The following is a 13,704-nucleotide window of genomic DNA, read 5'->3' on the forward strand; positions in this document are numbered from 1 at the left end:
GGAGCGCTCCGGCATGCAGATCACCTCGGTGGTCAACCAGAAAGGCGGGGTCGGCAAGACCTCACTGAGCGTCGGCACCGCGGCCGCGCTGGCCGAGCGGGGCCGGCGGGTGCTGCTGGTCGACCTCGACCCGCAGGGCCACGCGACGACCGAGATGCTCGGCCTGTCCGAGGTGCCGGCGGACCAGCCGAGCCTCGCGAAGGCGCTGGCCAAGACGTGGAAGGGCCCGATCGACGAGCTCGTCGTGCCGCACCCGCGCAGCAACCTCGGCCGCGGCGGTGCGCTCGACGTCGTGCCGACGTCACCGGGGATGTTCGACCTGATCCGGCGGCTCGACTCGTTCCGCGTGCCCGGCTGGCAGCTGGCCCGGGTCATCCAGTTCGCCAACTACGACCACTGCGTCATCGACTGCCCGCCGGCGCTGGACGTGCTGACGAACAACGCGCTCGCGGCGTCGCACGGCATCCTGGTCCCGGTCCAGCCGGACAAGACGAGCATCCGTGCGCTGCGGCTGCTGGCCGACCAGGTCCGGTACGTCGAGCAGACGGTCGGGCGGCAGCCGCTGTCGTGGTTCGGCCTGGTCCCGAGCCTGTACCGGCGGCCGATCTCGCACTACGCGGCAGCGGCGCTGCAGGAGATGTACGAGTTCGGTATCCCGATGCTGTCGCACCTGCCGCTGGGCGTGGTGATGAACGAGGCGGCGGCGCACGGCGTCCCGGTGACGACGTACGCGCCGGAGACGCTGCAAGCGCTGTCGTTCCGCGAGATCGCGGGCACGCTCGACAGCTACCTGGAGCAGAACCAGGCCCCCGCGGTGGTCCCGGCCGACGAGGAGTTCGTCTTCGAGGACTTCATCTCGGAGGTCGCGGTGGCGCGCAACGTCAACGACAACGGCGCCCGCAAGGGTCTCTACGACCTGCTGCCCAAGAAACCCAACCGCCCGCGCTCGTGAGTGTTCGGGCGCTTCCAACCGCCTCGAACACTCACGAGCGGGTGGGTCAGAGGCGGCAGGAGCGGATGTCCGACGCCAGGATCGCCTTCGCGCCCACTTCGGCGAGCTCGTCCATGATGAGGTTGACCTTCTTGCGCGGCACCATCGCGCGCACGGCCACCCAGTTCTCGTCCGCGAGCGGCGCCACCGTCGGCGACTCCAGGCCCGGCGTGATGGCGATCGCGCGCTCGACCAGCGTCCGCGGGCAGTCGTAGTCCAGCATCATGTACTGCTGCGCGAACACCACCCCGCGCAGGCGCGCCGCCAGCTGCGACTTCGCCTTGCTCTCCGGCGTACCGCGACGCTGCAGCAGCACCGCTTCCGACACGCAGATCGGGTCGCCGAACGCCACCAGGTTGTTCTGCCGCAGCGAGCGCCCGGACTCGACGACGTCCGCGATCGCGTCCGCCACGCCCAGCTGGATCGAAATCTCGACCGCGCCGTCGAGGCGGATCACCTCGGCCTCGACGCCGTGGCGGGCGAGGTCGTCGCGGACCAGCCGCGGGTACGACGTCGCGAGCCGCTTGCCGTGCAGGTCGGCCGGCTTCCAGTCCCGGCCGGCCGGGGCGGCGTAGCGGAACGTCGAACCGCCGAAGCCGAGCGCCTGGACCTCCTCCACCGGCGCGCCGGAGTCGAGCGCCAGATCCCGGCCGGTGATGCCGAGGTCGAGCTCACCGGAGCCGACGTAGATCGCGATGTCCTTGGGGCGCAGGAAGAAGAACTCGACCTCGTTGACGTGGTCGAGCACCGTCAGGTCGCGCTGCTCATGCCGCTTCCGGTAGCCCGCCTCGCCGAGCATCTCCGTCGCCGCGGCGGCGAGGGCTCCCTTGTTCGGCACGGCAACACGCAGCATTTCGCTCTTCTCCTCGTTCTTCGGGTTCTTCGGGTGACCCGTCACAGGTAGCGGTAGACGTCCTCGGTCGACAGACCGCGGCCGAGCATCAGCACCTGCACCCGGTACAGCAGCTGGGAGATCTCCTCGGCGAGGCGGTCGTCGGACTCGTGCTCGGCGGCGATCCACACCTCGCCGGCTTCCTCGAGCACCTTCTTGCCCTGGGCGTGCACCCCGGCGTCGAGGGCGACGACGGTGCCGGACCCGTCGGGACGGGTACGCGCGCGCTCGGCAAGCTCCGCGAACAGCTCATCGAAGGTCTTCACGGTCTGCAGATCCTTCCACCCCGGCCCCGGCGGCGCCGCCCCGCCCCGCCGCGGATGCCGCCGATCTCACACCGAAGTGGACAGCGCCTCCCGAGGACTGGGACGACGTTCGAAGTCGAGCAGGTACCGCTTCCGCTCCAGGCCGCCGCCGTACCCTGTCAGCGAGCCGGTCGAACCGATGACCCGGTGGCACGGCACGATGATCGAAATCGGGTTCTTGCCGTTGGCCAGGCCCACCGCGCGGGCGGCCGCCGGCTTGCCGAGCAGCTGCGCGAGTTCGCCGTAGGAGGCGGTTTCGCCGTAGGGGATGTCGAGCAGCGCGGCCCACACCGCGCGCTGGAACGGCGTGCCGCGGAAGGCCAGCGGGAGGTCGAACTCCCGGCGCTGCCCGGCGAAGTACTCCTTCAGCTGGGTCTCGGCGAGGCCGAAGACCTCGGCCGCGCCGGGCGAGCCGAACGTCGCCTCGGCGGGGCGGTGGCGCTGCTCGTGCATGTACAGCCCGCAGAGCGCGCCGCCCTCGGCGACCAGGGTGAGCGGGCCGCAGGGACTGTCGACGACCGTGTGGGAACGCATGGGATCTCCTAGGCGGCGGGCATCCGGTTGATGGCGTGGTCACCGGTGGCCCACAGGTGCTGGGTGGCGTAGGCGCGCCACGGGCGCCACGCCGCGGACCGGGCGACGACGGCGGCCTGGCCGCCGAGGCCGAGGGTTTCGGCGGCGTACTTGATGCCGAGGTCGGTGGGCAGGAACGCGTCGGGGTCGCCGAGGGCGCGCATGGCGATGCTCTCGACCGTCCACGGCCCGAACCCGGGCAACGCGGTCAGCGCCGCCCTGGTCCCGGCCCAGTCGCTGCCCGCGCCGAGGTCGAGGCCGTCCGTCAGCGCCTCGACCAGCGCGAGCAGCGTGCGCCGGCGAGACCGCGGCATCGCCAGGGTCTCCGGGTCCAGCGAGGCGAGTGCGTCCGGCGAGGGGAACAGGTGCGTCAGGCCGCCTTCCGGGTCGTCGATCGGCTCGCCGTGGGCCACGACGAGCCGGGCCGCGTGGGTGCGGGCCGCCGCCGTCGAGACCTGCTGTCCCAGCACGGCTCGCACGGCGAACTCGGCACCGTCGACCGTGCGGGGCACCCGGCGGCCCGGGGCGGCCGCGACCAGCGGCGCGAGCAGCGGGTCGGTGGCGAGCTGGTCGTCGACGGCGACCGGGTCGGCGTCGAGGTCGAGCAGGCGGCGGCAGCGGCTGGTCGCGGTCGGCAGGTCACGCAGGTCGGTCAGGGTGAGCCGGCAGGCGATGTGCCCGTCTTCGGGCCGCAGTGCGACGACACCGTGGCCGTGCGGCAGCCGCAGGGTCCGGCGGTAGGCGCCGTCCCGCCACTCCTCGACGCCCGGTACCCCGGTGGCCACGAGGTGGCCGAACAGGTTGTCCGGGCAGAGCGGCTTGCGGTAGGGCAGCCGCAGCGGGATCGCGCCCGCCGTCGCCGACGGCTTGCCCTTCGCGCGCTGTCGCAGCTCGGTCGGCGAGAGGGCGAACACCTCGCGGACGGTGTCGTTGAACGCCCGGATGCTGCCGAAGCCGGCGGCCAGCGCCAGCTCGGCCATCGGCAGGGTGGTGGTCTCGATCAGGGTCCGCGCGGTCTGCGCGCGCTGGGCCCGGGCCAGCGCCAGCGGGCCGGCGCCGACCTCGGCGAACACCTGGCGCTGGACCTGGCGGACGCTGTAGCCGAGCCGGTCGGCGAGACCCTGGACGCCGTCGGTGTCGACGACGCCGTCGGCGATCAGCCGCATCGCCCGCGCGACGAGGTCGGCGCGCTCGTTCCACAGCGGCGAGCCGGGGCTGGCGTCCGGGCGGCAGCGCTTGCAGGCGCGGAAGCCGGCCTGCTGCGCGGCGGCCGCGCTCGGGTAGAAGCTCATGTTCCGCGGCTTCGGCGGCACCACCGGGCAGCTGGGCCGGCAGTAGATCTTCGTCGTCAGGACGGCGGTGTAGAACCACCCGTCGAACCGGGCGTCCTTCGCCTGCACGGCCCGCACGCACCGCTCGAAATCATCGTGCACGGGACCCAGCATCGCGGACCCGGCAGGCGACGGCTAGCGGAAATGCGACATGGGCGTGTTCAGCCCAGCAGGGCCGCCAGGGCAGGCACGTCGACCCCGACGAGCGAGTCGCGGAAGACGCGCCGCTCCCCCGCCTCGACCGGGACGTCGTTCGGGATGACCAGGACCGTGCAGCCCGCCGCGACCGCCGATTCCGTGCCCGGCGGCGAGTCCTCGACCGCGACGCACCGCGCCGGGTCCACGCCGAGCAGCTCCGCGCCCTTGAGGTACGGCCGCGGGTGCGGCTTGTTGAGACCCTCGACCTCGTCGCCGCAGACGGTGACGTCGAAGAACTCCCGCCCGATCGTGTTCAGCGCCAGCTCGGTGAGGTCCCGCTCGGTCGAGGTGACCAGAGCCGAGCGCAACCCGGCTTCACGCACCGCCGTCAGGGCTTCGCGGGCGCCGGGGCGCCACGGCAGCTCGTCGTCGAAGAGCCCGGCCGTGCGGCGGCGGATCTCCTCGCCCGTCGCCGCGATCGCCTCCGGCGTGACCGGCCGGCCGACGACCTCCAGGAGGTACGCCGAGGTGTCGTCCATGTTGGACCCGACGAGGGTCATCCGCTGCTCTTCGGAAAGCTTGCCGCCGAGCCACTCCGCCGTCTCGTAGAGGGCGATGTCCCACAGCTTCTCGGAATCGACCAACGTGCCGTCCATGTCCCACAGCACGGCATCGAGTCCGTCCAGCGCCGACGCACGCTTTCCCGCGGAGGCGCAGTCAGACACAGTGGATCTCCCTCAGGTGTTGAAGTACTTGGCTTCCGGGTGGTGGCAGACGATCGCGTCGGTCGACTGCTCGGGGTGCAGCTGGTACTCCTCGGACAGCTTGACGCCGATCCGGCCCGGCTCGAGCAGCGCGACGATCTTCGCCCGGTCCTCGAGGTCGGGACAGGCGCCGTAGCCCAGTGAGAACCTGGCTCCACGGTAGCCGAGCTTGAAGAACTCCTCGACGTCGTCCGGGTCCTCTGAGGCGACCGCCACACCGCCGGGGAAGGTCAGCTCCTGCCGGATGCGGCAGTGCCAGTACTCGGCCAGCGCCTCGGTGAGCTGCACGCCGAGGCCGTGCACCTCGAGGTAGTCGCGGTAGGCGTCGGCGGCGAACAGCTCGTTCGCGTAGTCGGCGATCGGCCGGCCCATGGTCACGACGGTGAACGGCACCACGTCCACCTCGCCGGACTCGCGGGGGCGGTAGAAGTCGGCCAGGCAGAGCCGCCGGTCGCGGCGCTGGCGGGGGAAGGTGAAGCGCAGCCGTTCCGGCGCGTCCGGTTCGGGCTCGGTGAGCACGACCAGGTCGTCGCCCTCGGCGACGCACGGGAAGTAGCCGTAGACGACGGCCGCGTGGGCCAGGACGCCGTCGGCGGTCAGCCGGTCGAGCCAGTACCGCAGCCGCGGCCGGCCTTCGGATTCGACGAGTTCGTCGTACGTCGGCCCGGCGCCGCCGCGGGCGCCTTTGAGGCCCCACTGCCCCATGAAGGTCGCCCGCTCGTCGAGCATCGCGGCGTAGTCGGCGACCGCGACACCCTTGACCACGCGCGAGCCCCAGAACGGCGGGGTCGGCAGCGGGACGTCGGTGGCGACGTCCGAGCGCGCCGGCGGCAGTCCTTCGAGAGCCTCTTCCTCGGCCTTGCGGGCTTTGCGCGCCTCGGCGATCCGCAGCGACCGTTCCCGGCGTTCCCTGCGCTCCAGGCGCTTCCGCTCCGCGTCGGCGTCGACCAGCGGCGACTCGCCGCGCTTGGCCGCCATGATCGCGTCCATCAGCCGCAGCCCTTCGAACGCGTCACGGGCGTAGCGGACGTCGCCGAAATACAGCTCCGCCAGGTCGTTCTCGACGTAGGAGCGGGTCAGCGCCGCGCCGCCGAGCAGCACCGGCCAGCGCGCGGAGACGCCCCGGGAGTTCATCTCCTGGAGGTTCTCCTTCATGATCACCGTCGACTTGACCAGCAGGCCGGACATGCCGATGGCGTCGGCGCCGTGCTCCTCGGCGGCGTCGAGGATCGTGCTGATCGGCTGCTTGATGCCGAGGTTGACGACCTCGTAGCCGTTGTTGGACAGGATGATGTCGACGAGGTTCTTGCCGATGTCGTGGACGTCGCCGCGGACGGTGGCGAGCACGATCCGGCCCTTGCCGGAGTCGTCGTCCTTCTCCATGTGCGGCTCGAGGTGCGCGACGGCCGCCTTCATCACCTCGGCCGACTGCAGGACGAACGGCAGCTGCATCTGCCCGGACCCGAACAGCTCGCCGACGGTCTTCATGCCCGACAGCAGCGTGTCGTTGATGATCTGCAGGGCGGGCCGCTGCTCCAGCGCGGCGTCGAGGTCGTCGGCGAGGCCGGTGCGCTCGCCGTCGACGATCCGGCGTTCGAGGCGTTCGAACAGCGGCAAGGCGGCCAGCTCTTCGGCGCGAGAGGCCCTCGAGGAGGCCGCGCTGACGCCCTCGAAAAGGGCCATCAGCTCCTGCAGCGGGTCGTAGCCGTCGCGACGGCGGTCGTAGACGAGGTCCAGGGCGACCGCGCGCTGCTCGTCCGGGATGCGGGCCATGGGCAGGATCTTCGACGCGTGCACGATCGCGGTGTCCAGTCCCGCTTGGACGCACTCGTGCAGGAACACCGAGTTGAGCACCTGCCGCGCGGCCGGGTTGAGGCCGAAGGAGATGTTCGACAACCCCAGGGTGGTCTGGACCTCGGGGTGGCGTCGCTTGATTTCGCGGATCGCTTCGATCGTCTCGATGCCGTCGCGGCGCGATTCCTCCTGACCGGTGGCGATGGTGAAGGTCAGGGCGTCGATGATGACGTCGGAGGTCCGCAGCCCCCAGTTGCCGGTGATGTCTTCGATCAGCCGGGTCGCGATGTCGGCCTTCTTCCGGGCCGTCCGCGCCTGGCCTTCTTCGTCGATGGTCAGGGCGACGACGGCGGCGCCGTATTCGCTGACCAGCTCCATGACCTGGGTGAACCGGGAGCCGGGTCCGTCGCCGTCTTCGTAGTTGACGGAGTTGACCGCGCAGCGACCACCGAGCCGCTGCAGCCCGGCCTTCAGGACGGCGACCTCGGTGGAGTCGAGCATGATCGGCAGCGTCGAGGCGGTGGCCAGCCGGCCGGCCAGCTCGGCCATGTCCGCGGTGCCGTCGCGGCCGACGTAGTCGACGCACAGGTCCAGGAGGTGGGCGCCGTCGCGGGTCTGCTCGCGGGCGATCTCGACGCAGTCGTCCCAGCGGCCCTCCAGCATCGCGGTCCGGAACGCCTTCGAGCCGTTGGCGTTGGTCCGCTCGCCGATCATGAGCACGCTGGCGTCCTGTTTGAACGGCACGGCCTGGTACAGCGACGACACGCCGGGCTCGGGGCGCGGCCGCCGTGGGACCGGCGTGGTGTCCGCGACGGCGGCGGCGAGCTGCCGGATGTGCTCGTCGGTGGTGCCGCAGCAGCCGCCGACCAGGCCGACGCCGAACTCGCGGACGAACCCGGTCAGCGCTTCGACCAGCGCTTCCGGGCCGAGCGGGTACACCGCGCCGTCCGGGCCGAGCTCGGGCAGGCCGGCGTTCGGCATCACCGACAGCGGCACGCGGGCGTGCTTGGCCAGCTGCCGCAGGTGCTCGCTCATCTCGGCGGGCCCGGTGGCGCAGTTGAGGCCGATGACGTCGATGCCGAGCGGCTCCAGCGCGGCCAGCGCGGCGCCGACCTCGGTGCCGAGCAGCATCGTGCCGGTGGTTTCGACGGTGATCGAAGCGAGGATCGGCACCCGCCTGCCCTCGGCGGCCATGGCGCGCTTGGCGCCGATGATCGACGCCTTCGTCTGGAGGATGTCCTGGGTGGTCTCGACGATCACCGCGTCGACGCCGCCGGCGAGCAGGCCGCGGACCTCCTCGCGGTAGGCGTCACGCAGCGTGGTGAACGGCGCGTGGCCGAGGGTCGGGAGCTTGGTGCCCGGGCCGACCGAGCCGAGCACGAACCGCGGGCGGTCCGGCGTCGCGAACTCGTCGGCGGTCTCGCGGGCCAGCCGGGCGCCGGCTTCGGCCAGCTCGAAGATCCGCCCGGTGATGTCGTACTCGGCGAAGTTCGCGAAATTGGCCCCGAAAGTGTTCGTTTCGACGGCGTCCGCGCCCGCCTCCAGGTAGCCCCGGTGCACCGAGCGGACCACGTCCGGCCGGGTGACGTTGAGGACTTCGTTGCAGCCTTCGAGACCGTCGAAGTCGGCGAGGCTCAGGTCGTGGGCCTGCAGGGCGGTGCCCATGGCGCCGTCGGCCACGAGAACGCGCGAGCGGAGGGCTTCGAGGAACGGCGACGACAGGCGGTCGGACATGCTGAACAGGGTAAGGCCGGTGGTCGTAGGCTGGTCCGGTGAGTGAGCCCGTCGACGAGACCCCGCGGCCGCCCGGCGACCGCACCGAACCCACCCGCCCGCTGATGGTCGTCGCCTTCGAAGGCTGGAACGACGCGGGTGACGCGGCCAGCCGCGCGGTGGAGCACCTGCAGCTGAACTGGGACGCCACGCCCCTGGCCGAACTGGAGCCCGACGACTACTACGACTTCCAGGTCAGCCGCCCGACCGTCCGGATGGTGGACGGCGTCACTCGACGGGTGGACTGGCCGACGACGACGCTGTCGGTGTGCCGCCCCGACGGGTTCGACCGGGACGTCGTGCTGGTGCAGGGCCCCGAGCCGAACATGCGCTGGCGCGCCTTCTGCGCCGAGCTGCTGGAGCACATCAAGCAGCTGGACGTCGCGACCGTGGTGACGCTGGGCGCACTGCTCGCCGACACCGCCCACACACGGCCGGTCCCGGTCACGGGGACGGCGTACGACAAGGACACCGCGTCGCTGTACGGGCTCGACCTGAACAACTACCAGGGCCCGACCGGCATCGTCGGGATCCTGCAGGACTACTGCGTGCAGGCGGGCATCCCGGCCGTGTCGATCTGGGCCGCGGTGCCGCACTACGTGTCGCACCCGCCGTCCCCGAAGGCGACGCTGGCCCTGCTGCACAAGCTGGAGGACATCCTCGACGTCGAGATCCCGCTCGGGGCGCTGCCGGAGCAGTCCGAAGAGTGGCAGCGCACGGTCAGCGAGATGGCCGACGAGGACGAGGAGATCAGCGAGTACGTCCGCAGCCTCGAAGAGCGCGGCGACGCGCAGAGCGAGGTCGCGGAGCAGGACGTCAGCGGCGACAAGATCGCCGCCGAGTTCGAGCGCTACCTGCGCCGCCGCGGCCGGGGCGGCGGACAGGAAGGTTTCGGCCTCCGCTGAATCATCACACTTGACTGTCACCGCCAGCTGGTGGCGAACGCCCGCGCGGGGTTCGCCACCAGCATGGCCGTGACGACGTCGCCGCCCAGCAGCTTCGCCAGCCGCGGGGCCAGCGTCGTGAGCAGGTAGGACGCGCCCGGTTGCGACCGGGCGGCGGCGGTGGTCGTGTCGCCGCCGAGCAGGAGCTGCCCGCCGTGCCCGGCCGCGACGAGCGCTTCGAGGCCGTCGAAGAGCCGCCAGTCGGTGGCGTGGTTGGCCCGCGACGGGCCGTCGAAGCCGAGGAACACGCCGGTTTCGGCGATCTCCCGCTGCAGCCGCGGGTCCGGGTTCCGGTTGAGGTGCCCGAGAATCACCTTTTCCGGTGAAACGTCCAGCTTGCCGCACAGCAGCTCGACGGTCTCCAGGGCGGCCGTGCCGAGTTCGAGGTGCACGGCGATCGGCGCGCCGGTCTCCTGGTGGGCGACCGCGGCGGCGGTCATCGTCAGCCGGGCGTGGGAGTCGATCGTGTGGAACGCGCCGGCCACCTTGACCAGCCCGGCCCGCGGCGCGGTGTCCCCGGTCAGGTCTTCGACGAAGACGCCGGCCAGGTCGTCGACGACCCGGCTCAGCGCGGCGGGCGCGTAGTGCTCGGCGCGGTGCAGGCCGGTGGCGCCGATGAGGTGCACGCCCGTCTCCCGCGAGATCCGGGCGAGGTCGGGCATCCGGCGGCCGAGCCCGTGCGGCGTCCACTGGACGAGGGCCGCGCCGCCTGCCGCCCGGAACCGGCTCAGTTCGGCTGCCGCGGCGGCCGGGTCGTCGAGTTCCTGGCCCGGCAGCAGCTTCGAGGCGAAGAAGAGGTGGTCGTGTGAATTCGTCACGCCCAGTTCGGCCGGATCGATGTCGCCCAGCACCGTCCGCACCTTCGCATCCCCAGTCACGAGCGCGAGTGTAACGCCTCAACCGTTACGATGGCGAAGTGTCCGAAGACTTCCGCCTCGACATGGGCGCGCCCTGGCTGAACCTGCTCGCCACGCGCGGCCGGCACTTCGGCGCGCGGCCGGTCGAGCGCATCCCCACGGTGGAGCGCCTGCGCGCCTGGCTGGCCCGGTCGGACCTCACCCCGCTCACGCCGGTCACCGACACCGATGTGGCCACCGCACACGAGCTGCGCGAAGCACTGCGGCCACTCGCGTTGGGCGTGGTCGACGGCATCGCTCCGACCGCGGACGAGGTCGGCGCTTTGACGCGCTTCCTCGCTCCCGAACCGGTGCACCTGACCGCTCTGGAGCGGCTGCACCGCAGTGCCCCGCCGACCGCGCGCGCCGCGTTCGCCCGGCTCGCCCACCAGGCGGCCGACTGGCTCACCGGGCCGTTGCGGCACGACTTGCGCGCGTGTCCCGAGCAGGATTGCCGGGGCGTGTTCGCGGACCCGGGCGGCCGACGGCGGTGGTGCCCGTCGCCGGCGTGCGCCAGCCGCGGCCGCGTACGCGCGCTCAGGGAGCGGCGACGCGCGAACTCATGACGGCCAGAGGATCCGCCGCATCGGCACCGCACCCCGTGCCCGCTTCCGCCACTCGCGCGGATAACCCAGCGAAACCTCTTCGAACCGCACCCCGTCGGCTTCGGTCGTGCGCGGGATGTGCAGGTGGCCGTAGACCGCGATCTCCGCCCGGTACCGCACGTGCCAGTCCTCGGTCTTCGTCGTGCCGCACCACAGCGCGAACTCCGGCCAGTACAGCGGCGCCGTCGGGTGGCGGTGCAGCGGCCAGTGCGACATCAGGATCGTGCCGTGGTCGTCGGGGATCGCGTCGAGGCGCCCGGCGCTGATCTTGAGCCGGTCCTCGCACCACGCCTGGCGGCTGGGGTAGGGGTCCGGGTGCAGGAAGTACTCGTCGGTGCAGACGACACCGGCGGCCCGCGCCTGGCTCAGCGCCTCCGTCAGGGACTTGCCTTCGGCCTCCGGGGTCCGCCAGCTGTAGTCGTAGAGCAGGAACAGCGGCGCGATGGTCAGCGGCCGGTCGCCATGGGTCCAGACGGGGTAGTCGTCCTCCGGCGTCAGGACCCCGAGCTTCCGGCACTCCTCGACGAGGTACTCGTACCGGGCCTGCCCGCGCAGCTGGCACGGGTCGCCGTTCGTCGTCCACAGCTCGTGGTTGCCCGGCACCCAGACGACCTTCGCGAACCGCTCGCTCAGGGTCTTCAAGGTCCCGATGGTGGCTTCGGCCCGCTCGGCGACGTCTCCGGCCACGAGCAGCCAGTCTTCGGGCGTCTCCGGGACGACCGAGTCGAGGATCGGGCCGTTGCCCTCATGGGTCACGTGGAGGTCGCTGGTGGCGAAGAGGTGCGGCACCCCTCCACCGTAGCCACCGCGGCGGCGGGTTCTTCGCGAAACCTGCGGATTACGGGTGGTTTCCGCACCAGCACGAGGGTTCCCGCCAGGACGTAGACGCCCGCCTGGACGTTCAGCAGCACCGCCGGCCCGGTCGTGGCGACCAGCGTCCCCGCCAGCAGCGCCCCGGCCGTCGTGCACACGGCGATCGCCGCGAACGTCGTGCTCAGCACCCGGCCGGCCCGCTCCGGCGCGACCGCGCTCTGGATCTCCGAGAGCACTCCCGCGCCGACGACCACGCCCGGGGCGCCGGCCAGCACGAACAGGCCCACGTACACCCCCAGCGCCGTCGTCACCGCGGCCAGGTTCCAGATCACCGCCGACACCAGGCCCAGCGCGAGCGCGCCCCAGCCGAGCAGGGCCGCCGGCGCCACCCGCCGGGCCACCGTGGCCAGCGCGAACCCGGCGGCCAGGCCCCCGATCGCCTGCACGCCCCGCAGCAGGCCCGCGTCGGCTTCGCTGCCGCCCAGCACGTCGAGGACGTACACCACGAACAGCACCAGGAACATGCCCTGGGCCAGCGACGTGAACACCAGGGCGAGCCCGGTGCGCCACAGGCGGCGGTTGTGCGCGAGCTCGCGCAGACCGTCCAGCCAGGCGCGCACCACGGGTTCGGGCGGGCTGGCCGGCGCGGGCGCGCGCACCCGGCGGAACGGCTTGGCCAGCAACGCCGCCGCGACCGCCAGCACCGCCAGGTAGCCGGTGATGACGTCGGCGAGGCCGCCGAAGCCGAGCAGCGCACCACCCGCCCAGCCGCCCGCCAGCCGGGCGACGCTGCCGTTCACGCTCATCAGGCCGTTCGCGCCGGTGACCTCCTCGACGCCGACCAGTTCCGGCACCAGCGCGTTGCGCGCCGGTTCGAACACCGACGCCAGCGCCGCCTGCGCGGCCATCACCCCGTACACGACCGGAACCCCCGGCGACGCGAGCAGCGGCACCGCGACCACGGCCAGCCCGCAGCAGACGCCGAACAGCACCGCCCGCCGGTTCCACCGGTCGGCCACGACCCCGGCGACCGGGCTCAGCAGCACCGCGGGCAGCAGGCCGAGCACGATGCTCAGCGCCGTCGTCGCGGCCGAGCCGGTGCGCTGGAAGACGTACACCGGCAACGCCACCTGCAGCATCCACTCGGCCGTCTCGCCGAAGAACGCGGCCACCCACAACCGCGCGAACGCCGGCACCCCCAGCAGCTGTTTCATTCCTCCGCCTTCCCCGAGTGCTCGATGCGGGGGAACGCCCGCAGGCCGACGTGCACCGGGCGGGCATCCGCCGGCGCGTCGGTCCGGATGGCCCCGACGTAGGGCCGGACCAGCGCGTCGATCGCCTCGGTCAGCCGGGTCAGCTCCGCCGGCGTGACGCGCAGCGCGTACGTGATCAGCCCGGCCGCGCCGCGCCACGCCGGGTCCAGGTCGTCGAGCGAGTCCAGGTAGCGCTGGGTCAGCTCCTGCTCGTGGCCCAGGGTCGCGCCGACCATGCCGAGCTGGGCCGCGCGGTGGGCGGGGTCGTCGGCCAGCTCCCCCATCTCCAGCCCGACCTGCCGGGCGCGCCACGGCCGTTCCCGGCCGTCTTCGGCGTCCGCCCGCTCGACCAGGCCGTACTGGGCGAGCTGCCGCAGGTGCCAGCTGCAGTTGGACGCGGTCGAGCCGACCGCCTCCGCGCATTCGCTCGCGGTGCGCGGGCCGACGGCCGTGAGGTGGTTCAGCAGCGCCGACCGCAGCGGGTGCGACAGTGCGCGCAACAGCTCGACGTCCTCGATCCGCTTGCGCGGTGGCAACCCGGCCATCGGTCGTCCAATCTGAAAGAGGCATTTCGAAAGTACTCTTTCATGTTTGACCCCGCCTGCGGGTTTGTCAAGCGACTTCGCTATCGT

General features: G+C 72.2%; 13 protein-coding genes. 3 read left to right on the top strand and 10 right to left on the bottom strand.

Annotated features, from left to right (window positions below; genetic code table 11):
* Positions 1–13: 13 nt before the first annotated feature.
* Positions 14–952, top strand: a complete 939-nt coding sequence (locus tag AB0J40_RS25030) for a ParA family protein (protein ID WP_364457009.1) — start codon at positions 14–16, stop codon at positions 950–952.
* A 46-nt stretch (positions 953–998) separates the two neighbouring features.
* On the opposite strand, the gene hisG is transcribed toward AB0J40_RS25030, so the two are convergent.
* The 6 genes from hisG to metH all read right to left on the bottom strand — a co-directional run bounded on the left by hisG (position 999) and on the right by metH (position 8,522).
* Entirely contained in the window at positions 999–1,844 is an 846-nt protein-coding gene (gene hisG, locus AB0J40_RS25035; RefSeq protein WP_364457011.1) for an ATP phosphoribosyltransferase, read from the bottom strand.
* Positions 1,845–1,885: 41 nt separating this feature from the next.
* A complete protein-coding gene (locus tag AB0J40_RS25040) occupies positions 1,886–2,149 on the bottom strand; it encodes a phosphoribosyl-ATP diphosphatase (RefSeq protein ID WP_086681128.1) in 264 nt (87 codons plus the stop codon).
* A gap of 66 nt (positions 2,150–2,215) precedes the next feature.
* Positions 2,216–2,722 carry a methylated-DNA--[protein]-cysteine S-methyltransferase gene (locus AB0J40_RS25045; RefSeq protein ID WP_364457013.1) on the bottom strand — a complete coding sequence of 169 codons (507 nt, stop codon included), beginning with the start codon at positions 2,720–2,722 and terminating at the stop codon, positions 2,216–2,218.
* An 8-nt stretch (positions 2,723–2,730) separates the two neighbouring features.
* Complete coding sequence (locus AB0J40_RS25050) at positions 2,731–4,194, bottom strand: AlkA N-terminal domain-containing protein (protein WP_364457015.1); 1,464 nt, start codon at positions 4,192–4,194, stop codon at positions 2,731–2,733.
* A gap of 59 nt (positions 4,195–4,253) precedes the next feature.
* Complete coding sequence (locus tag AB0J40_RS25055) at positions 4,254–4,916, bottom strand: HAD family phosphatase (RefSeq protein WP_364457308.1); 663 nt, start codon at positions 4,914–4,916, stop codon at positions 4,254–4,256.
* A gap of 51 nt (positions 4,917–4,967) precedes the next feature.
* Positions 4,968–8,522 (bottom strand): methionine synthase, encoded by a 3,555-nt coding sequence (metH, locus tag AB0J40_RS25060; protein WP_364457017.1) that lies wholly within the window; start codon positions 8,520–8,522, stop codon positions 4,968–4,970.
* Positions 8,523–8,560: 38 nt separating this feature from the next.
* Here metH and AB0J40_RS25065 point away from each other — a divergent pair, with 38 nt between their 5' ends.
* Positions 8,561–9,466, top strand: a complete 906-nt coding sequence (locus AB0J40_RS25065) for a PAC2 family protein (protein ID WP_285451588.1) — start codon at positions 8,561–8,563, stop codon at positions 9,464–9,466.
* Positions 9,467–9,483: 17 nt separating this feature from the next.
* On the opposite strand, the gene AB0J40_RS25070 is transcribed toward AB0J40_RS25065, so the two are convergent.
* Positions 9,484–10,383: a phosphotriesterase gene (locus AB0J40_RS25070; protein WP_364457019.1), complete on the bottom strand. Its 900-nt coding sequence runs from the start codon at positions 10,381–10,383 to the stop codon at positions 9,484–9,486.
* Positions 10,384–10,421: 38 nt separating this feature from the next.
* On the opposite strand from AB0J40_RS25070, the gene AB0J40_RS25075 reads away from it, so the two are divergent.
* A complete protein-coding gene (locus tag AB0J40_RS25075) occupies positions 10,422–10,967 on the top strand; it encodes a CGNR zinc finger domain-containing protein (RefSeq protein WP_364457021.1) in 546 nt (181 codons plus the stop codon).
* Here AB0J40_RS25075 and AB0J40_RS25080 read toward each other — a convergent pair.
* Genes AB0J40_RS25080 through AB0J40_RS25090 form a run of 3 tightly spaced genes read right to left on the bottom strand, consistent with a single transcriptional unit; the run spans position 10,962 to position 13,617 of the window.
* Positions 10,962–11,795: a metallophosphoesterase gene (locus tag AB0J40_RS25080; protein WP_364457023.1), complete on the bottom strand. Its 834-nt coding sequence runs from the start codon at positions 11,793–11,795 to the stop codon at positions 10,962–10,964. The genes AB0J40_RS25075 and AB0J40_RS25080 overlap by 6 nt on opposite strands.
* Positions 11,759–13,033, bottom strand: coding sequence for an MFS transporter (locus AB0J40_RS25085; protein ID WP_364457025.1), 1,275 nt, complete (start codon positions 13,031–13,033; stop codon positions 11,759–11,761). Before AB0J40_RS25085 ends, AB0J40_RS25080 begins: the two co-directional genes overlap by 37 nt.
* Entirely contained in the window at positions 13,030–13,617 is a 588-nt protein-coding gene (locus tag AB0J40_RS25090) for a helix-turn-helix domain-containing protein (protein ID WP_364457027.1), read from the bottom strand. Before AB0J40_RS25090 ends, AB0J40_RS25085 begins: the two co-directional genes overlap by 4 nt.
* Between the last annotated feature and the right edge of the window lie 87 nt (positions 13,618–13,704).

Origin of the sequence: Amycolatopsis sp. NPDC049691 (assembly GCF_040675005.1) — a bacterium.
Classification (GTDB): Bacteria; Actinomycetota; Actinomycetes; order Mycobacteriales; family Pseudonocardiaceae; genus Amycolatopsis.

Excerpts from the sequence above, each read along its gene's own strand:
- AB0J40_RS25030 (WP_364457009.1), top strand. The coding sequence starts at position 14 with ATGCAGATCACCTCGGTGGTCAACCAGAAAGGCGGGGTCGGCAAGACC.
- hisG (WP_364457011.1), bottom strand. The coding sequence starts at position 1,844 with ATGCTGCGTGTTGCCGTGCCGAACAAGGGAGCCCTCGCCGCCGCGGCG.
- AB0J40_RS25045 (WP_364457013.1), bottom strand. The coding sequence starts at position 2,722 with ATGCGTTCCCACACGGTCGTCGACAGTCCCTGCGGCCCGCTCACCCTG.
- metH (WP_364457017.1), bottom strand. The coding sequence starts at position 8,522 with ATGTCCGACCGCCTGTCGTCGCCGTTCCTCGAAGCCCTCCGCTCGCGC.
- AB0J40_RS25085 (WP_364457025.1), bottom strand. The coding sequence starts at position 13,033 with ATGAAACAGCTGCTGGGGGTGCCGGCGTTCGCGCGGTTGTGGGTGGCC.
- AB0J40_RS25090 (WP_364457027.1), bottom strand. The coding sequence starts at position 13,617 with ATGGCCGGGTTGCCACCGCGCAAGCGGATCGAGGACGTCGAGCTGTTG.